The sequence below is a fragment of the Actinoplanes solisilvae genome, assembly GCF_003999975.1.
GTDB lineage: Bacteria > Actinomycetota > Actinomycetes > Mycobacteriales > Micromonosporaceae > Actinoplanes > Actinoplanes solisilvae.
In genome coordinates this window covers 21,832-39,998 of sequence record NZ_RJAC01000036.1, presented here as the reverse complement: position 1 = coordinate 39,998, position 18,167 = coordinate 21,832, and the positions used below count along the sequence as shown (strand labels likewise).

16 protein-coding genes are annotated in these 18,167 nt (G+C 71.1%); 12 read left to right on the top strand and 4 right to left on the bottom strand.

The window, feature by feature from the left end:
• The first annotated feature begins 37 nt into the window (after nt 1-37).
• Together EER30_RS43085 and EER30_RS43080 are read left to right on the top strand one after the other, a co-directional pair.
• The gene (locus EER30_RS43085; protein ID WP_127508039.1) at nt 38-715 is read left to right on the top strand and encodes a response regulator transcription factor; all 678 of its coding nucleotides are present in this window, start codon (nt 38-40) and stop codon (nt 713-715) included.
• Nucleotides 712-1,935, top strand: a complete 1,224-nt coding sequence (locus EER30_RS43080; RefSeq protein ID WP_127508037.1) for a sensor histidine kinase — start codon at nt 712-714, stop codon at nt 1,933-1,935. Before EER30_RS43085 ends, EER30_RS43080 begins: the two co-directional genes overlap by 4 nt.
• A 19-nt stretch (nt 1,936-1,954) precedes the next feature.
• Here EER30_RS43080 and EER30_RS43075 read toward each other — a convergent pair whose 3' ends face one another.
• Nucleotides 1,955-2,920 (bottom strand): Acg family FMN-binding oxidoreductase, encoded by a 966-nt coding sequence (locus tag EER30_RS43075; protein ID WP_127508035.1) that lies wholly within the window; start codon nt 2,918-2,920, stop codon nt 1,955-1,957.
• 356 nt (nt 2,921-3,276) lie between these two features.
• Between EER30_RS43075 and EER30_RS43070 the strand changes: the two genes are divergently transcribed.
• The 9 genes from EER30_RS43070 (at nt 3,277) to cydC (ending at nt 13,965) form a co-directional block, all read left to right on the top strand.
• Nucleotides 3,277-3,477, top strand: coding sequence for a hypothetical protein (locus EER30_RS43070; RefSeq protein WP_127508033.1), 201 nt, complete (start codon nt 3,277-3,279; stop codon nt 3,475-3,477).
• Nucleotides 3,478-3,813: 336 nt separating this feature from the next.
• On the top strand, nt 3,814-4,110 hold the full coding sequence (locus EER30_RS43060) for a hypothetical protein (protein ID WP_127508031.1): 297 nt from the start codon (nt 3,814-3,816) through the stop codon (nt 4,108-4,110).
• A gap of 6 nt (nt 4,111-4,116) precedes the next feature.
• On the top strand, nt 4,117-5,814 hold the full coding sequence (locus EER30_RS43055) for a SulP family inorganic anion transporter (protein ID WP_127508029.1): 1,698 nt from the start codon (nt 4,117-4,119) through the stop codon (nt 5,812-5,814).
• Between the two features lie 159 nt (nt 5,815-5,973).
• Nucleotides 5,974-6,555 (top strand): hypothetical protein, encoded by a 582-nt coding sequence (locus tag EER30_RS43050; protein WP_127508027.1) that lies wholly within the window; start codon nt 5,974-5,976, stop codon nt 6,553-6,555.
• A gap of 3 nt (nt 6,556-6,558) precedes the next feature.
• On the top strand, nt 6,559-8,061 hold the full coding sequence (locus tag EER30_RS43045; protein ID WP_127508025.1) for an FAD-dependent monooxygenase: 1,503 nt from the start codon (nt 6,559-6,561) through the stop codon (nt 8,059-8,061).
• Between the two features lie 116 nt (nt 8,062-8,177).
• Nucleotides 8,178-9,566 (top strand): cytochrome ubiquinol oxidase subunit I, encoded by a 1,389-nt coding sequence (locus EER30_RS43040; RefSeq protein ID WP_127508023.1) that lies wholly within the window; start codon nt 8,178-8,180, stop codon nt 9,564-9,566.
• A 12-nt stretch (nt 9,567-9,578) separates the two neighbouring features.
• Nucleotides 9,579-10,574 (top strand): cytochrome d ubiquinol oxidase subunit II, encoded by a 996-nt coding sequence (gene cydB, locus EER30_RS43035; RefSeq protein WP_127508021.1) that lies wholly within the window; start codon nt 9,579-9,581, stop codon nt 10,572-10,574.
• Entirely contained in the window at nt 10,571-12,310 is a 1,740-nt protein-coding gene (gene cydD, locus EER30_RS43030; protein WP_127508019.1) for a thiol reductant ABC exporter subunit CydD, read from the top strand. Before cydB ends, cydD begins: the two co-directional genes overlap by 4 nt.
• Nucleotides 12,307-13,965 carry a thiol reductant ABC exporter subunit CydC gene (gene cydC, locus EER30_RS43025; RefSeq protein WP_127508017.1) on the top strand — a complete coding sequence of 553 codons (1,659 nt, stop codon included), beginning with the start codon at nt 12,307-12,309 and terminating at the stop codon, nt 13,963-13,965. Before cydD ends, cydC begins: the two co-directional genes overlap by 4 nt.
• Nucleotides 13,966-13,992: 27 nt before the next feature.
• Here the strand turns inward: cydC and EER30_RS43020 are convergent, their stop codons facing one another.
• The gene (locus EER30_RS43020) at nt 13,993-14,340 is read right to left on the bottom strand and encodes a helix-turn-helix transcriptional regulator (RefSeq protein ID WP_240670683.1); all 348 of its coding nucleotides are present in this window, start codon (nt 14,338-14,340) and stop codon (nt 13,993-13,995) included.
• Between the two features lie 262 nt (nt 14,341-14,602).
• On the opposite strand from EER30_RS43020, the gene EER30_RS43015 reads away from it, so the two are divergent.
• Nucleotides 14,603-15,580, top strand: coding sequence for a TerC family protein (locus tag EER30_RS43015; RefSeq protein ID WP_127508015.1), 978 nt, complete (start codon nt 14,603-14,605; stop codon nt 15,578-15,580).
• Between the two features lie 53 nt (nt 15,581-15,633).
• Here EER30_RS43015 and EER30_RS43010 read toward each other — a convergent pair whose 3' ends face one another.
• Nucleotides 15,634-17,121 carry an alpha/beta fold hydrolase gene (locus EER30_RS43010; RefSeq protein ID WP_127508013.1) on the bottom strand — a complete coding sequence of 496 codons (1,488 nt, stop codon included), beginning with the start codon at nt 17,119-17,121 and terminating at the stop codon, nt 15,634-15,636.
• Between the two features lie 55 nt (nt 17,122-17,176).
• Nucleotides 17,177-18,166, bottom strand: coding sequence for an Acg family FMN-binding oxidoreductase (locus EER30_RS43005; RefSeq protein WP_127508093.1), 990 nt, complete (start codon nt 18,164-18,166; stop codon nt 17,177-17,179).
• Nucleotide 18,167 lies beyond the last annotated feature (1 nt).

Sequence of the window (18,167 nt, the reverse complement as noted above, 5' to 3'; positions counted from 1 at the left end):
GCTGATGGCACGGATGCCGGCCTGCGAGAGTGACACCATGACAGACGCTGATCGGCCGGCGGCGAAGGTGCTGGTGGTCGAGGACGACCGCGAGCTGGGCCCACTGCTGCTCCGCCTCTTCAGAGGCGCCGGTTACGAGCCCGACCTCGCCCCGGACGGCCAAGCGGGCCTGCATCTGGCGTTGACGCGCCGCTACGACGCGATGATCCTCGACCGCGGTCTGCCCGCCATCGAGGGGCTCGACCTGCTTGGCCGGCTGCGTCGTTCCGGTTTCACCGCGCCCGTACTTGTGCTGACCGCGCTCGGCACGGTGACCGACCGGGTGACCGGCCTGGACAGCGGCGCCGAGGACTATCTCGTCAAGCCGTTCGAGGTCGACGAACTCCTGGCCCGTGTCCGGGCTCTGCTGCGCCGCCGCTCCGATGCGGGCGAGCGACTTGCCGTCGGCGCCGGCACCTTCGACCTGATCGCGAGGACGGTGAGCGGCCCGGACGGATCGGTCGTGGCGTTGTCGGGTCGTGAGAGCGACCTGTTGCGGTTGCTGGCCATGAACCCGGCGCGAGCATTCACCCGCGAGGAACTCCTCGGCCAGGTCTTCCCCGAGGGCTCCAGCGTCGCCCTGGTCGACACCTACGTGCACTACCTGCGTCGCAAACTGGGGGCCGCCGCGGTCTCGACCGTGCGGGGTGTGGGATACCGGCTCGGGCGCCGATGAAACGCGGCGGCCCGGCACCATCCGATCAAGATCGAGCTCTGCTGACGCGAGCCCGTCGCCTCATCGCCCTGCAGACCGCCGCCGCGATCAGCGTGAGCCTGCTGGTCCTCGGAGCCCTCGTCCTGCTCGTGGTGACCCACAGCCAGAACACCGCGGCCGAGGCAACGTTGCGGCAGACCGCGGCGAACGCCGACGACATCGAAGACCCGCCGCGGGATGTGTGGATCTTCGTTCAGGACGCCGACGGCGGGATCAGGGCCACGAGCGACGCACCCGCGGGACTTCCCGACCGGGCGGCGCTCGACCGTGTCCACGCCGGCGGAGCGAGCGAGACGACCCGGATCGACGGCCGCGAGGGCGGCTACCTGGCCCTGACCGAGCGGCAGGACGGCCGGGTGGTGCAGGTCGTCCTGAGCCGGCACGAACAACACGAGGAACGCGAACGGCTGCTCGGCGCCCTCATCGCCGGGGAAGTGGTCGGCCTGCTCATCGCATTGCTGTCCGCGGCACTGCTCGCCCACCGCGCAACAGCTCCCCTGACAGATGCTCTGGCCCGGCAACGGCAGTTCGTCGCCGACGCCAGCCACGAGCTGCGTACACCGCTGACCCAACTGCACACCCGTGCCCAGCTGCTGCGGATGGACCTGCGAGCCGGCGCCGCCGTCGCGGACATCAGCATCGACGTCGACCGGCTCGTCACCGGCACCCGGCAGCTCGGCGAGGTGGTCGAGGACCTGCTGCTGTCGAGCCAGCTCGACCGCCGCGACGACGCCCGTGTGCCCGTCGACCTCGTGGCCGTCGCCGCCGGTGTCATCGCCGATCAGGCTGACCGAGCGCGGCGGCAAGAGATGGAGCTGACGCTGACTGCTGACGGGCCCGCGGTCGTGCTCGGGCACCAGGCCGCATTGCGGCGCGTACTCACCGCACTGGTTGACAACGCCCTGAGCCACACGTCGGCCGGCGGGCACGTGCGCGTCGAACTCGGCACCGAGCACGCCACAGTCACCGTCGTCGTCCGCGACGACGGCGCCGGGTTCGACGAAGCGGACACCGAAAGGCTGTTCGCCCGCTTCTCCCGTGGCGATCACGGCGATCAACGGCGCTTCGGGCTCGGCCTCGCGCTCGCCCGGGAAGTCGTCACCGGCCACGGCGGCACCATCGAGGCATGGGGCCGCCCTGGCCGGGGTGCTGCCTTCACCATCCGCATTCCCGCGGCGTGAGACACGTTCGACGAGGATCTCAGTCGCGGATGTCGATGATCTGGTCGATCGGCATCCGGGGTGTGCGAGCGGGCCCGGCATCGGCTGCCTTCGTCCCGAACCGCAGGACGAGGTAGGGGAAACCGACATGACCGATCAACCGGCGGAGTTCCTCCCGGGCGAAAGGCACCTCGGTGGCGCTGCTGAGGGGCAGGAGGGTGACGTCATGTTCGGCGGCGGCGAGCCAGACCGCGTTGAGTGCCTCACCGGCGCGGATCCAGTCGGCCGGTTCGTCGCCCTCGCCGTAAAGGATCGCGTAGGTGGCGGTGGTGTCGTGCCCGGCGCCGGCGGCGAGGGTGCCCCTGGCGCCGAAGTCGCGTTCGGCCACGGTGGTCAAGGGAAGCTCTTGCGGCAGGCTCGCATCCGGTATCCCGGTGCCCGAGGTGCGGTCGCCACCCACCCAGGCCACGGTCTCCCGTTGAAGATCCTCGTCGGCGGATTGCGCCTTCAGGGCGTGTTCGACGACCACGGCGAGCTCGATCATGTGTTCCTGGCGGAGGACGTCGAGCCGGGTGCCGTTCTGCTCGGCGACCTCGACCAGAAGGTCGAGCACACCCGGAACCACCGGCTCATCACCGACGGCGCGTCGATCGGTGTGACGTTCTGGCAACTGCTCGAAACGCCGTACGCTCAATGGGTCGACCGGCCCCTGTTGCCTCAGGTGGATGACGGCCAACGGAGTGCCGGCGGGACGGTCGACGCTGAATTGCCAGCCGTCGGCCGCCAAGGCGACCTCGGCGTGGTGCAGGGCGGCACCGCAGCTGAGGAGCAGCATGTGCGCGTCGGGGTCCTGTGCCGTCAGTTGTCTGCCGCTGTCCGCGTGCAACTCGAGCGTGTTGCCGCTGAGAATCCAGTTCCAGGGCTGAGTGTTGTGAACCGAGGGCGCGTATCGGGCAGCCTCCGCGGCTTGCAACAACGCCTGGCGCTGATCGGTTTCAATCTTCACAACCTACTTCCTCTCCCAAGTCAGGATCGGTCGGACAGCCGTCGATGCCGTAGCGCGACAGTGCGGTGAGAGGCACCGTTTCTCACGGTCTCACGGGGGAAGCCCGCTTCCGCGCGAACCCGGGAAACGAGCGTCGGCGGTTCGGGGCCACGTTCATCGCTTCCGGAGCCGTGGCAGATGCGCGGCCGGTCGCTGGCCGCGCATCCTGTCGGACGGAAGAGGTCGGCGGGTCGTGCTGCCTGAGCCCACCCGGTTCGTCGAGTGGGGGACCAACGCCTCTGACGACGGGGCGGCCGGCGCGCGCACGCTGGGACCGTCCGGCTCGTACGGGCCGGTGGTCGGCGAGGGAGGCTGCCATGAGCGAGACCATGCAGCGCAGGACCGGGGTTCGGAGCGCGGGCGGCGGGGACGCCGTTTACGGGCTCGGGGCGATCGGAGCGCTGGCTCATTACATCAGTCAGGCGGACAGCTTCGGTGCGGGCGTGATCGGCATGTTGAAGGCGTTGGTCTGGCCCGCCTTCATGGTGTACGACCTGTTCCGGTTCATTTCGGGCTGAGGCCGGCGGCCGTCGAGTCGCTCCCGAGCTGGAGTCCTCGACCGGCGACCCTGTGCGGGCCGCCTCATCCAGGGCCCAGTCGGCGGCCAGCCTCGCTGACGGTGAGCGGTCGTACCCGAAGATGATCTTCCTTCTCGTCACGACAGCCTCCTATTCCGGCTTTGCCGACACCCTGAGCGTTCGGGACCCTCGCCCGGTAGTGCCGAAGGCCTTCGCCCCGGGCGGTCGAGCCTCGGGTCCACGCTTTCGGGCCGGAGGATGTGTCCGGACGGGACCGAGGTCCCTGCCCGCGCAACGCGGCCGTGCGTCAGCATGGATCACGGGGAGGTGAGGAGAATGGTGATCCCACTCCTGATCGTGACGGTTCTCAGCGTGGCCTGCATGCTCGCTGGGTGGTTCCTGCCCGACCTGGTCGCCGGAGGGCGGCGTCGTCGGCGCGGCGCGCCGGACGCCCGACCCGCCGCGGCGACGCGGGTCAAGCCGGAGAGCCTGGAGGGCGTGCTGGTCGCACAGCTGATCGCCGGGGAGATCACGCCGGTGCAGTACCGCCGGTCGTTGGAAGGGCTCGCCGCCCGCGACGACGACCGCAACCCGCTGTGCGTTCCGCCGGACCTGGGCCCGGCGGACGCCTGAGCCGCCGTGCTGCCCGTGCCGGCCGGTCTGCGCCACTACCAGCGACCGTGGTGGCGCGGCGACCTGGTGGCGGGCGTGACCGTCACCGCGTACCTCGTGCCGCAGGTGCTGGCGTACGCGACCTTGGCCGGCCTGCCGCCGGTGACCGGCCTGTGGGCGGCTCTTCCCGCGCTCGTGGCGTATTCCTTGCTCGGCTCCTCCCGGCTGCTCTCGGCCGGCCCGGAATCGACGACGGCCATCATGACGGCGGCGGTCGTCGGCCCGATGGCCGCCGGCGATCCCCATCGGTACGCCGGACTCGCGGCCGCCCTCGCCGTCGTCGTCGGTCTCCTCTGTCTGCTGGCCCGCCTGGCGCGTCTGGGGTTCGTCGCCGACCTGCTGTCCCGGCCCGTCCTGGTCGGACTCCTGGCCGGGGTCGCCCTGATCATGATTGTCGGCCAGCTCGGCAAACTCACCGGCGTTCCCGTGCACGGGGAGACGTTCTTCCGGCAGCTCGTCTCATTCGGCGCGGGCCTGCGGTCCCTGGACCCCCTGACCGCCCTGTTCGCCCTGGCCGTGCTGATATTCCTGTTCGCCCTGCGGCGTTTCGTGCCGCGCGCGCCCGGTCCGCTCCTGGCCGTGCTCGCCGCCACTGTCACCACGGTGCTCGCCGACCTGGAGCGGCGCGGCATCCACGTCGTCGGCGAGGTTCCGTCAGGCTTTCCGACGCCCGCTCTGCCCGATGTCGCGCAGCTGCCCGGACTGGCGCTCCCGGCGCTGGGGGTGCTGCTCGTCGGTTACACCGACACCATTCTCACGGCCCGGTCGTTCGCGGGCCGCACCGGCGACACCATCGACGCCAACCGTGAACTGGTCGCGCTCGGCGTGGCCAACCTCGGGGCCGGGCTGTTCCGCGGGCTCCCGGTGAGCAGCAGCGGCAGCCGGACCGCGCTGGCCGAGGCGGCGGGCGCGCACACCCAGGTCCATTCGCTGGTCACGACGACCGGCGTGGCGGGCACCCTGGTCTTCCTCGGCCCGGTGCTGGCGTTGTTTCCCACCGCGGCGCTCGGCGCGCTCGTCGTCTATGCCGCGATCCGCCTGATCGATGTGCCCGGCTTCCGCCGCCTGGCCCGCTTCCGGCGCAGCGAGCTGCTGCTCGCCCTCGGCGCGACGGCGGGGGTGCTGGTCCTCGACATCCAGTATGGTGTGCTGCTCGCGGTGGGGCTGTCGGTGGCCGAGATGCTGGCCCGGGTGGCGCGGCCGCACGACGCTGTCGAGGGTCTGGTGCCTGGGCTGGCCGGCATGCACGACGTCGACGATTACCCCCAGGCCCATCTCGTCCCCGGGCTCCTGGTCTACCGGTACGACTCGCCGCTGTTCTTCGCGAACGCCGAGGACTTCCATCGTCGCGCCCTGGCGGCGGTCGAGAAGCAGCCGGATCCGGTGCGCTGGTTCGTGCTCAACACCGAGGCGAACATCGAGGTGGACATCACCGGGCTCGATGCTGTGGAACGCCTGCGGCGGCAACTCGCGCAGCGGGGGGTCGTGTTCGCGCTGGCCCGCGTCAAACAGGAGCTGCTGCGCGACCTCGAGGCGTTCGGGCTGGCTGGTGAGGTCGGCGCCGATCTGATCTTCCCCACCCTGCCGACGGCCGTCGCGGCGTACGAGAAATGGCGGGACGGCGATGGGTCGGCCGGACCGGACGGCGGGTCGTCGCGCGGGTAGGTGACACGCTCGAGGCCGGCGCTGTGAGGGGGACGAAGCTTGTGGCGTCGGGGCCGTTCGCTCCATCAGCCGGCCTGGCGTGCGCCGACGGGTCGAAGGACCCTGCCGGTGGGCGGTGGCCGCGCGCACGCTGGAGGGGTTCGGAAGGAGGCCCTTGGCATGAGCGCCACGTCGTCGAACTTGCAGGCTCCCCTTCCCGTGCCGGTGGCGGCCGCGGCCGTGAGCCGGTGCTTCGCCCGGACGATGGCTCTGTTGGCCCGCGGGCGGGTGGAAGTGCCGCGCCGCAATCTCGGCCTCCCTCTCGCCTTCGGCGACGGCACCAGCGCTGTTGTCTATCGGGAGACGGTCGTCCATCCGGTCGCGCCGCTCGACCCTTGCGTGCTCATGGTGAAGTTCCGGCTCCGCGCGGTCCGCGGTCGCGGGCACCGGGTGTTCCGGCGGCTGAGCCTGCTGAACACGCCCCTGTTCGTCGGCTTCCCCGGCTTCGTGTCGAAGCTCTGGATGGCTCACGACTCGAACGGCGTGTACCGCGGCATCTACGAATGGGACGGCTCCGACCAGGCGCAGGCCTATGCCCGAGCGTTGTGGCGGGTGCTGGCGCTGGTGAGCGTGCCGGCGTCCATCCGCTACCACGTGGTGCCCGGTCTCCGCCGCGATGAAGTCCTGGACGATCCACGCCTGCTCGGCGAGGCGGCGGTCCCGGAGGCGGAGTCGTGGTGGCAGCTGGTCGAGAAGGGGTGAGCGGTGCCCGACGTTCTGGTGGTGGGCGCCGGGCCGGTGGGTCTCACGCTGGCGTTGCAGGCTCACCGGCACGGCGCGTCCGTGCGGATAGTGGAACGGCGGGCCGAGCCGTTCCGGCCGTCTCGCGCGCTGATCGTCCAACCGCGCACGCTGGAGGTGCTACAGCCGCTCGGGGTGGTGCCGGCCCTGATGGCCCGCTCCGACATCGCGCCGCGGGCGCGTCTGCACGTGGGAGCCAATACCGTCCCGGTCGAGATAGGGCCCTTCGGATGGCGCGACACGGCGTTTCCGCACCTGACGATGATCACGCAGATGAACGTCGAAACGGTGCTGGCGGCGGCGCTCGCCGAGCGGGGCGTGCCGATCGAGTGGGGTACAGAACTGGCGTCGCTCACTGATGAAGGCAGCCGGATGCGGGTGCGGTTGGGGACCACCGACGGGTACGCCGAGGAGACGTGCGCCTTCCTGGCCGGGTGCGACGGCGCGGACAGCACGGCTCGGCGGCTCGCGGGCATCGGCTGGCGCGGGCGGCCGTACCGGCAGGAGATCGTGCTCGCCGACCTGGATCTGAGCGGTGACCTGCAGCCCGGGGTCGCTCACGTCGTCGTCGCCCGTAGCGGCGTGGTGTTCGTTTTCGCTCTTGGCGAGCGGGCCCGGTGGCGTCTGCTGGTCGCCCGGCCCGGTGGCGACGGCCCGGACGCCCCGGGCATCGACGAGCTCCAGGCGGTGCTCGACGACTCCGGGCTGGGCGCCCGGATCACGCGGATGGCGTGGTCGAGCCGGGTACGCCTGCGGCACGGCGTGGCCACGACCTATCGGCGCGGACGGGTGCTGCTCGCCGGGGACGCCGCGCACACGCACTCGCCGGCCGCCGCCCAAGGCATGAACACCGGCATCCAGGACGCCGCCAACCTCGGATGGAAGCTGGCTTTTGCCGGTCGCGGCCGGGATGCCACGGCACTGCTCGACTCGTACGAGACCGAGCGCCGTCCGGTCGCCGGCCGGATCCTGGCCTTGACGGACGCGGTCTTCTGGGGGGAGTCGGCCGGGGGAACCGCTGGCCTGCTGCGCGGGTTACTCGCACCGCTGGCCGCTCCGGTCCTGCCGTTGATGCTGCGCGCACCGGGTTTGTTGAGCCTGGGTGGGCGCATGCTGTCGCAGTTGTGGGTGCGTTATCCCACGGGTCCGGCGGCGACGGACGAGTGGCCGACGGCGGACCGTCTGCCTCGCCCTGGCGCCCGGCTGCCCGACGACAGCGTGGTGTGCGGCAACGAGCGCCTGCCGGTGCACCGACTGCTCGAACGGCCGGGAGTGCACGTGCTGCTGCAGCGGGACGCTGCCGATCCGCGTCTGAGCCGGCCAGGACCCTACGTCCACGTTCATCGGCTGGCCGATCGGGTCGGCGGTGGCGTTGTCGCCGTCCGGCCCGACGGCTACGTCGGGTATCGATGTGGCACGGTCGACGACCGGCTTCCCGCGTGGCTGGCCCGCGTCGGCGCGTTATGAGACCGGTGGCCGGGGTGATTCGGGGAATAGGCCCTGCGCAGATCGGGACCTTCGACCCTGAGCAAGCCGTTTCGTGATCGAGAGACTCGACGGGTGTCTGTCGAAAGGACCCCGCCGTGGATGCGCTCGACCTGGCCCGATGGCAGTTCGGCATCACCACCGTTTACCACTTCCTGTTCGTGCCCATCACGATCGGAATGTCGGCCCTCGTGGCCGGCCTGCAGACCGCCTGGGTGCGCACCGGCAAGGAGCACTATCTGCGCGCCACCAAATTCTGGGGCAAGCTTTTCCTGATCAACTTTGCGATGGGTGTGGTCACCGGCATCGTGCAGGAGTTCCAGTTCGGGATGAACTGGAGCGACTACTCCCGCTTCGTGGGTGACATCTTCGGTGCGCCGCTGGCGATCGAGGGCCTGCTCGCGTTCTTCCTCGAGTCGACGTTCCTCGGCTTGTGGATCTTCGGCTGGGATCGGCTGCCGAAGAAAGTTCACCTCGCGACGATCTGGCTGGCGTCGATCGGGACGCTGCTGTCGGCCTACTTCATTCTCGCCGCCAACTCGTGGATGCAGCACCCGGTCGGCTACGAGATCAACACCGAGGCGGGCCGCGCCGAGCTGCACAGCATCTGGGCCGTGCTCACGAACTCCACGACCCTGGTCACCTTCCCGCACACGATCACGGCTTGCTTCCTCACCGCCGGCGCGGTGCTGCTGGCGGTCAGCGCCTGGCATCTCAAGCGCCGCAACCAGGAGGAGGTGTTCCGGCCCGGCCTCAAGCTCGGCGCCTGGGTGGTGCTGATCGCCGGGATCGGGGTGCTGGTCACCGGCGATCTGCAGGCGCGGGTCATGACCGAGCAGCAGCCGATGAAGATGGCCGCCGCCGAGGCGCTCTACGACACCTCGAAGCCGGCCAGTTTCTCGATCTTCACGATCGGGTCGCTGGACGGGCGCGAAGAGACGGCGAGTGTCCGCATCCCCTCCCTGCTGTCGTTCATGGCGACCGGCAGCCCCACCGGCGAGGTCGAGGGAATCAACGACCTGCAGACCGCGTACGCCGAGAAGTACGGTCCCGGCGACTACGTCCCGTACGTGCCGGTGACGTACTGGTCGTTCCGGTTGATGATCGGCTTCGGCGGCCTCGCCATGCTGGTGGCCGTCGCCGCGCTGTGGTTCACCCGCCGCGGCCGGACGCCTTCGAACCGGTGGCTGTGGATCGCCGCCATCGCGTCGATCGGCATGCCACTCGCCGCCAACTCGTTCGGCTGGATCTTCACCGAGATGGGTCGCCAACCCTGGACGGTCTTCGGCGTCTTCAAAACCGCCGACAGCGTCTCGCCCTCCGTCGGCGCCGGGTCGGTGGCCACCTCGCTGATCGTGCTCACCCTCCTCTACGGAGTGCTCGCGGTCATCGAGGTCGGGCTCTTCGTCCGGTACGCCCGGGCCGGCGCCCCCGAGATCGAGGCGCCGACCGACGACCCCGACCGTCCGCTCGCCTTCGCCTACTAGGGACTCACGACGATGGAACTCACGACCGTCTGGTTCGCGCTGATCGCGGTCCTCTGGGCCGGCTACTTCCTGCTCGAGGGATTCGACTTCGGTGTCGGCATCCTGCTGCCGGTGCTCGCCCGCGACAACCGCGAACGCCGCTTGCTGATCAACACGATCGGTCCTGTGTGGGACGGCAACGAGGTGTGGCTGCTGGTCGCCGGCGGCGCCACCTTCGCGGCCTTCCCGGAGTGGTACGCGACGCTGTTCTCCGGCTTCTACCTGCCGCTGCTGCTCATCCTGGTCGCGCTGATCCTGCGTGGCGTCGCCTTCGAGTATCGCGGCAAGCGGGACGACGACGGCTGGCGGCGACGCTGGGACCTGTGCATCATCGGCGGCAGTCTGGTGCCGGCGATCCTGTGGGGTGTCGCCTTCGGCAACATCGTCCGAGGCGTACGTCTGGACGCGAATCACGAGTACGTCGGCGGTTTCTTCGACCTGCTCAACCCGTACGCGCTGCTCGGTGGCCTGACCACTCTCGTGCTGTTCGTGCTGCACGGCGCGGTGTTCCTGGCCCTGAAGACCGACGGTGACATGCGGCAGCGCGCCGGTCGGCTCGCCGAGCGGCTCTCCCCGCCGGCCATCCTGATCGCCGGCGGGTTCCTGGCGTGGACCGCGCGCGCCCACCACGACGTCACCGGCTGGATCCTCTTCACGGTGGCCGCCCTCGCCCTGGCCGGGGCCGCGGTCGCCACCCGCCTGCGCCGCGAGGGCTGGGCGTTCCTGGCCACCGGCGCCACGCTCGTGCTCGCGGTCTTCGGGCTCTTCGTGACGCTGTTCCCGGACGTGATGCCGTCCAGCATCGCCGCCGCGAACAGCCTCACCGTCGACAACGCCTCGTCCACGCCGTACACGCTCAAGGTGATGACGTGGGTAGCGGTGGCCTTCACGCCGATCGTGCTGGCCTATCAGGGCTGGACCTACTGGGTGTTCCGCAAGAGGCTGACCGTCGACCGGATCCCGGCGTGAAGCCGCTGGACCCGCGGTTGCTGCGCTATGCCCGCGGCACCCGCGCCTATCTCGTCGCCACGGTGGTCCTCGGGGTGATCCTGGCCGCCCTGATCGTGGCTCAGGCGACCCTGCTGGCCCACGGCATCACGGCTGTGTTCCTCGACGGCGCCGGCGCGGGCGACCTGTTGCCGACGCTGGTCGCGCTGGCGGCCGTGGTCGCCGGCCGGGCCGCGATCGCCTGGGCCCAGGAGACCGTCGCGGCCCGCTCGTCCGCGGCGGTCAAGAGCGAGCTGCGGACCCGTCTACTCGCCCACCTCGTGGCGCTCGGGCCCGGCCGGGGACCGGACACCGGTGCGGTCACCGCGCTGGTGACCCGCGGGCTCGACGCTCTGGACGCGTACTTCGCCCGTTACCTGCCCCAGCTCGTGCTCGCCGCGCTGGTCCCGGCGGTCGTGCTGGCCCGGTTGCTGCCGGCCGACCTGACCGCCACCCTGACGATCGCGCTCACCCTGCCGCTCATCCCGGTGTTCATGGCGTTGGTCGGCCTGCACACCCAGGCCGCCAACCGGCGCCAGTTCCGCCTGCTGGCCCGCCTCTCGCACCATTTCCTGGACGTCGTCGCCGGCCTGACCACGCTGAAGATCTTCGGCCGGGCCGGCGCGCAGGCGGCCACGATCCGCCGGATCAGCGCCGAACAGCGACACCTGACCATGCGTACGCTGCGGATCGCGTTCCTGTCCTCGCTGGTGCTGGAGTTGCTCGCCACGCTGTCGGTGGCGCTCGTCGCGGTCGGCATCGGGCTGCGCCTGGTCTCCGGGCACCTCGACCTGACCACCGCGCTGCTCGTGCTGATCCTGGCGCCGGAGGCCTACCTGCCGCTGCGGCAGGTGGGCGCCCACTACCACGCCAGCACCGAGGGACTCGCCGCCGCGGAGGAGGCCTTCGCGATCCTCGAGACCCCGGCGCCCACCTCCGGCTCGGCGCCCGCCCCGGCCGGGACGATCGTCTTCGACGACGTGCTCGTGCGTTTCCGCGGCCGCGATGCCCTGCGCTTGTCGGCCAGGGTTGAACCGGGTGAGGTCGTCGCCCTGAGCGGGCCGAGTGGGTGCGGCAAGTCCACGGCGTTCAACGTGCTGCTCGGCTTCGTCACCCCGGATCGGGGCCGGGTCGTGGTCGGCGGCGTCGACCTGGCGACCGTCGACCCGGCCGCCTGGCGGTCCACGATCGCGTGGGTGCCGCAGCGGCCGTACCTGTTCGCCGGCACCGTCCGCGACAACATCGCCCTCGGCCGGATGCCGACCGCTCTGCCGGCGCCACCGACGGCCTTCGCGCAATGCTTCACCGGCGATGGTCTCGGTGCCCCCGGCCCGGAAGTAGCCGCCGCCGCCCGGCTCGCCGGCGCCGACAGCTTCATCAGCGCCCTTCCGGACGGCTACGACACGGCGCTGGGCGACGACGGCAGCGGGCTCTCGGCGGGGCAGCGCCAGCGGATCGCGGTGGCCCGCGCCTTCCTCCGGGACGCCCCGATCGTGTTGCTCGACGAGCCCACCGCGAACCTCGACCAGGTCACCGCCGACGAGATCATGGCCGCCGTCCGCCGGCTCGCCCGCGGTCGCACGGTGTTGCTGGCCGCCCACCGCCCCGAGCTGATCGCCCTGGCCGACCGCGTCATCGACCTGGGCCCACCGCCCGACGAGGCCGTCCCCGTCCGTTCGCCGGCCGTGGACCCGGCGCAGCCGGTGGGTGCCCGATGAGCTGGATCCGCCTGCTGCGTGTGGCGGCCGGCCCGGCGACCGGCGGGCTGCTTCTCGCCGTCCTCGCCGGGGCCGGGGCGGCCGGTGCCGCGGTCGGGCTGATGGCCGTCTCCGCCTGGTTGATCTCCCGCGCCGCCCTGCACCCGCCGGTGCTGCACCTGATGGTCGCGATCGTCGCGGTTCGCGCCTTCGGCCTCGGTCGCGGAGTCCTGCGCTACGCGGAGCGGCTGGCCGGTCACGACGCTGCGCTGCGGGTGCTCGGCCGGCTGCGGGCGCGCGTCTTCGCCCGGCTTGCCGAGCTGGCTCCGGCCGGGCTCGCCGGATACCGCCGCGCCGACCTGGCCGAGCGGCTGGCGGCCGACGTGGACGCCGTCCTCGACATGCTCACCCGGGTGCTGCTGCCGTACGCCGTTGCCGTGCTGGTCGGGACCGGCTCGGTGCTGCTGGTCGGCGCGTACTCGCCGCTCACCGGGCTGACCCTCGCCGCCGGACTGGTGCTGATCGGAGCGGCGGTGCCGGTGCTGCAGGCCCGGGCCGCCCGTCGCGCCGACGGGCGGCGGGCCCCGCTGCGCGCCGGCCTCGCCACCGGCACCGCCGATCTGCTGCACGGCCTGCCCGACCTGCTCGCCTACGACGCCGCCCGCGCCCGTCTGGCCGGGCTCGCCGACACCGGCGCGCGACTGCGCGGCGCCGAGCAGCGCTCCGCCGCCATGGCCGGTGTCTCCGCCGCCGTCACCGCGCTCGTCACCGGAGTCTGCCTGCTCGTCGGTCTCGCCGCCGGCGCGGTCGCGGTCCGCTCCGGCGAACTCTCGGGTGAGCTGCTCGCGGTCGTCGTGCTGACCCCGCTCGCGGTGTTCGAGACCGCCGCCGGCCTGCCCGTCGCCGCGCAACACTTCGCCGCCGCCCGGGCCTCGCTGCGCCGCCTCGCGGATGTGCTCGCCACCCCGGCGCCCGTCGTCGCGCCGGTCGCGCCGGTCGCGGTCCCGGACGGCCCGCATACCCTGCGGCTGGAGCGGGTCGGCGCGGCCTGGACCCCGGGCCGCACCGTGCTGCACGACATCGACCTCGAGCTCGCGCCCGGCGCGCGGGTGGCGCTGGTCGGCCCGAGCGGCTGCGGCAAGAGCACCGTCGCCGCGCTGATGGTCCGATTCCTCGACCCGACCGCGGGCCGGGTCACCCTCGACGGCGTCGACCTGCGCCGGATCGCCCCGGAGCGGATCCGGCAGATCGTCGGTTATCTGCCCGAGGACGCTTACCTGTTCGACACCACGATCGCCGCGAACCTGCGTATCGGCGCCCCGGACGCCACCGACGACCGGCTGAGGTCGGTTCTGGCGCAGGCGCGGCTCCTGGACTGGGTCGACACCCTGCCCGACGGTCTGGAGACCCTGGTGGGGGAGCACGGCCGGGCGCTGTCCGGCGGCCAGCGCCGCCGTCTCGTCCTGGCCCGCGCCCTGCTGGCGGACTTCCGGGTGCTGATCCTCGACGAGCCCACCGAACACCTCGACGACGAGACCGCGGCCGCGCTGCTCGACGACCTGCTGGCCGCCGCGGCCGGACGCAGCGTCCTGGTCATTACGCACCGCACCGACATCGCGTCCCGCGTCGACGAGGTGATCGAGCTGGCCGCTCCCTCCTCACTGGCGCGATCATGACGTCGGTGCCGCCGCGTCACGGCCTGGTCAGGCGTTCGGTGCGGCAGTGAACAGTTTGATCAGGTCACCGATGCGGTGATCGGCTTCGGCGGGATGCCGGAACCGGCCCGACGGGTTGACGGTGTATTCGTTGCGCCGTCCGACACGCTCACGTCGCAGGTAGCCGGCGGCTTCGAGGTCAGCGACGATGGCCTGTGCCGCGCGCTCGGTGATTCCGGCGGACGCGGCGACGTCACGGAGACGCGCGGTCGGCTCCCGGGCGATGGCCAGCAGGACGTGGGCGTGATTCGTCAGAAAGGTCCAGCCTTTGGGCCCGTTCGCCGTTCTCGGGCGGGCTGCCGCGGACATGGCCACCTTCCGTTCCTCACCGAGCATGCCGACCTCCGATGTACGTAGCTCAAGTCACGAAATCTTAAACACACTTCCAGGTCCCGAAGCCTTGACATGCGAAGCATGTTTCGCGAATATGTATACGTATGTGAAGGGGAGTACCCGACTGTCGTACGCGTTGTCGTCAGGACGGACCTGGCCCATCCGGGTTCCGGCGACGCGGCCACCGTCAACGGTGGCTCGGGGAGACCTTCGACCAGCAACGCCGGCCCGTCACCGCGGGCCCGGCCGGTCGAAAGGACTCTCCATGTCGGTCTCCTGGTGGATCTGGCTCGCGCTGATCGTGTCGATCGCCGCGATGCTCGCCGCGGACCTGTTCCTGCACCGTGACAATCACGTCATCGGCTTCCGCGAGGCGATCGCCTGGTCCGGTTTCTGGATCGCCGCCGGACTCCTGTTCGGCGGTGTCCTCTGGGTGTGGCAGGGCGCCGAGGTGGCGGGCGCCTATTACGCCGGCTACCTCATCGAGAAAGCGCTGTCGATCGACAACGTGTTCGTCTTCGCGCTGATCTTCTCCTATTTCGCCGTGCCCGCCGCGTTGCAGCACAAGGTGTTGTTCTGGGGCGTCATCGGCGCGCTCGTCTTCCGTCTGGCCTTCATCTTCGTGGGTGCCGAGCTGCTGGAGACGTTCTTCTGGACCGCTTACCTGTTCGGCGCGTTTCTCGTCTACACCGGTTATCGCATGGCGTTCCGACACGGCGAGCAGACCCCACCGGACGCCAACCTCGTCGTCCGGCTCGTCCGCGGAATCGTTCCGACCGACCCGGCCTATCACGGCGCCAAGCTCTTCACCCGCATGAACGGCAGGCGGGTCGCGACCCTGCTGTTCGTGGTGCTGATCGCGGTCGAGGCCACCGACCTGATCTTCGCCATCGACTCGGTGGCGGCGATTCTGGCCATCACTACCGATGCATTCATCGTCTGGACGGCCAACGCGTTCGCGATCCTCGGCCTCCGCAGCCTCTACTTCTGCCTCGCCGGGCTGCTACGGCGTTTCGTCCACCTGCACTACGGCCTGGCCGTGTTGCTCGCCTTCGCCGGCGTGAAACTCATCCTTTCCGAGACTCCGGTCGGCAAGTTGCCCATCCCGGTCACGGTGGGTGCCATCGTCGTGACCATCACTGTGTCGATCGTCTGGAGCCTTCGAACCACGCGCGGCGCCACCCCGCGAGCACCGATGACTCCACCGGCGCCGGACGCGGGCGGGGCCGGTGACGCACGGTGAAGACCGGGTCGTCGTGCACGACGACGGCGACGTCCGCGGTGCCGGTGGCGGCTTCACCTTCCGTAGGTCTCGGGCAGGACGGTCGACACGAGCAGGTCGTTGTAGCGCTGCGGTTCCTCGGCGTCGGCGTTGTGCCCGGAGCTCGCGAACTCGTACACCCGCTTGACCGGCGCCCGCAGACGCGCGATCCACTCGGCGGCCGGTCCGCTCCGGGCGGTCAGCTCGTGACGCCCCTGCACGAAATAGACCGGCACGTCGAGCCGGGGCACGTCCCGGCGGAAGTCGACGTCCTGTATCCGCGGGTACATCAGCCCACCCATGTCGGCGAATCCCCGCAGCTCGTTCCAGGTGTCGAGCACGCTGTACTCGTCCGGGAAGAAGCCGCCCAGGCCCCGGGCCGCGTCGAAGGCCGGGACGTGGTCGTAGGGTTCGAGGACGTCGTAGTACTCCATGACCAGGGCGTAGCCCAGCACGTCGTGGTACGGCGGCTCACCGAGCGCCGAAAGCCGAGCCTGAAGCTTCCGGTCCCCGGTGCGCAGCGCGTGCGCGGACAGTTGCCGGTACAGCCGCTGGTCCGTCTCCCGCTGGCTGACCATCTGGCCCGTGCCGACGAAGGCGTGGAACATGTCGGGCCGGCGCTGCGCCATGAGCACCCCCAGCGTGCTGCCCCAGGAGTTGCCGGTGAGGTAGATCTTCGATTCGTCGTAGTGGTGGGCCAGCCAGGTCGTCAGCTCGAGACCGTCGGACACCAGCCGGTCGAGGGTCAGGTCGGCGGTCGGATCCAGCGCCGGGTACGACTTGCCGGCGCCGCGCTGCTCCCAGACGACCACGGTGAAGTGATCCTCGAGCGGCCGGTTGAAGGTGCGGACCCAGCCGACGTCGGAGCTTCCCGGGCCGCCGGACAGGTGCAGCAGCACCGGATTGCCGGCGTCGGCACCGCGGATCGACACCCACTGGTCGACGCCACCCAGGCGAAGCTTCACGACTGTGGCGACCCCGGCGGGTTCCGGGTCGGTCGTGCCGGGACGGACGAGCAGCACACCGAGCGCTCCTACGACGAGCACCAGGACGGCCGACCAGACCGCGGCGTATCGTGGCCTCCGGCGTCGCCAGGCCCGGCCGCCGATCACACCGAGCACCATGGGCAGCACGGCGACCACGGCATACATCACGTGTACGGCGATGAAGACGACGACGCCCATCGCGACGTCGAAGCGCGGCCGGCCGAACGTGGGACCGTCCAGCCCGAACGCTGTCGCGCGAGCCAACTCCCACATCGCCAGGTGCAGAACGGGCACCGTCACGATCGCCCACCTGGAGCGGACGACGAATCCGGTCAGTCCACCGAGGAGGGTGGACGCGGTGATCAGCATTATGACCTGACTGCCGGTCACCGGGCCGCGCGGTGCGAGCGCGGCCGACACCACGCCCGACGACGCGACGAGCCACGCTACGAGGGCCGAAGCCCATGGGGCCTGTCGAACCCGCGGCGACCCGGGAACGTCCGGCAACGCGGCCGGCAGCACCGGCGAGGCGGCCATGAGTGATCACTTCCTTTTGTGTCTCGCCCCAGCGTGAGCCCGAAGCCGATCGCCCTCACGGCGCGAGCACCTCGGTGACGTCGCGGCGTGGTGACGGGTGGCCGGGCATGCCGTAGCCGAGGCGCAGCGCCATCTGGGGGAAGCCGGTGCGGTTCAACGACCGGCGGAGCTGGTCACGGGCGGCCGGTACCTCGATCGGCTGGGAGATCAGCGAGGCGGCCAGGCCGGAATCCGTCGCCGTGAGCAGAAGCTTCTGCAGGGCCTGGCCGGCGGTGATCTGGTCGATCGGCCGGTCGGTGGGCACGCCGAGGATCCCGACGAGAGGCTCGGGCTCGTAGTCGCGGCCGGGGGCGCGACTACGATCGCCGAAATCGCGCTGGGGGAGCAGGTCCTGAGGTTCCGGCCGGGGCCCTCCCGCGCGGGCCGGCACGCCGTCGGCGCGGTCGTCCGTGCGGGTCCAGCCGGTGAGCTCGGACTGGTATTCGTTGTCGCGGCGCAGGACACGGTCGGCGCTGCCGGCGATCTCGGCGAATCCGGTGAGGGCGACCACGCCGACCAGCAGATCGAGCCAGGCGTGTTCGCTGAGGGCCGCCTGGACGAGGCGCATCCGGAGCTCGGCGGGCACCGGTTCGGGCCAGAACGGCGACCGGTTGCTGTGCCGGCGGGGGATCACGGCGTAGAGGGCTTCCTCGGCGTACGTCGGTGGACGTTCGCGGCCTGGCGTGAGCCGCGCGATGACCTCCGAGGTCGGGCGCAGGTGCACCTCGGCGGGCCGGCCACGGACGGCCAGGGCCAGCCGGGCGTTGTAGGTGGCGGCCCCGCAGGCGACGCGGATCGCCCAGCCGGAGCGGTCGGCCACGGCGAGCTGCCGGTCCGGGTCGGCGAGGATCTCGATCGCGCCGTCGCGCAGCCGGAACCGCCAGGGCTGGCTGTTGTGCATCGACGGGGCTCGGATTCCCGCGATCGCCGCCGAGCGCAGGTCTCCCTCGCCGTACAACAGGGTCGGCGCGTGCTGGGCAACAGGGGCCTGCTCGGTGGGCGTCATG

What these genes read in the sequence shown, in the direction of transcription:
- EER30_RS43080 (WP_127508037.1), top strand. Translation starts at nt 712, where the DNA reads ATGAAACGCGGCGGCCCGGCACCATCCGATCAAGATCGAGCTCTGCTG.
- EER30_RS43070 (WP_127508033.1), top strand. Translation starts at nt 3,277, where the DNA reads ATGAGCGAGACCATGCAGCGCAGGACCGGGGTTCGGAGCGCGGGCGGC.
- EER30_RS43005 (WP_127508093.1), bottom strand. Translation starts at nt 18,166, where the DNA reads ATGACGCCCACCGAGCAGGCCCCTGTTGCCCAGCACGCGCCGACCCTG.
- cydB (WP_127508021.1), top strand. Translation starts at nt 9,579, where the DNA reads ATGGAACTCACGACCGTCTGGTTCGCGCTGATCGCGGTCCTCTGGGCC.
- EER30_RS43060 (WP_127508031.1), top strand. Translation starts at nt 3,814, where the DNA reads ATGGTGATCCCACTCCTGATCGTGACGGTTCTCAGCGTGGCCTGCATG.
- EER30_RS43050 (WP_127508027.1), top strand. Translation starts at nt 5,974, where the DNA reads ATGAGCGCCACGTCGTCGAACTTGCAGGCTCCCCTTCCCGTGCCGGTG.
- cydC (WP_127508017.1), top strand. Translation starts at nt 12,307, where the DNA reads ATGAGCTGGATCCGCCTGCTGCGTGTGGCGGCCGGCCCGGCGACCGGC.
- EER30_RS43020 (WP_240670683.1), bottom strand. Translation starts at nt 14,340, where the DNA reads ATGCTCGGTGAGGAACGGAAGGTGGCCATGTCCGCGGCAGCCCGCCCG.
- EER30_RS43015 (WP_127508015.1), top strand. Translation starts at nt 14,603, where the DNA reads ATGTCGGTCTCCTGGTGGATCTGGCTCGCGCTGATCGTGTCGATCGCC.
- EER30_RS43010 (WP_127508013.1), bottom strand. Translation starts at nt 17,121, where the DNA reads ATGGCCGCCTCGCCGGTGCTGCCGGCCGCGTTGCCGGACGTTCCCGGG.
- EER30_RS43085 (WP_127508039.1), top strand. Translation starts at nt 38, where the DNA reads ATGACAGACGCTGATCGGCCGGCGGCGAAGGTGCTGGTGGTCGAGGAC.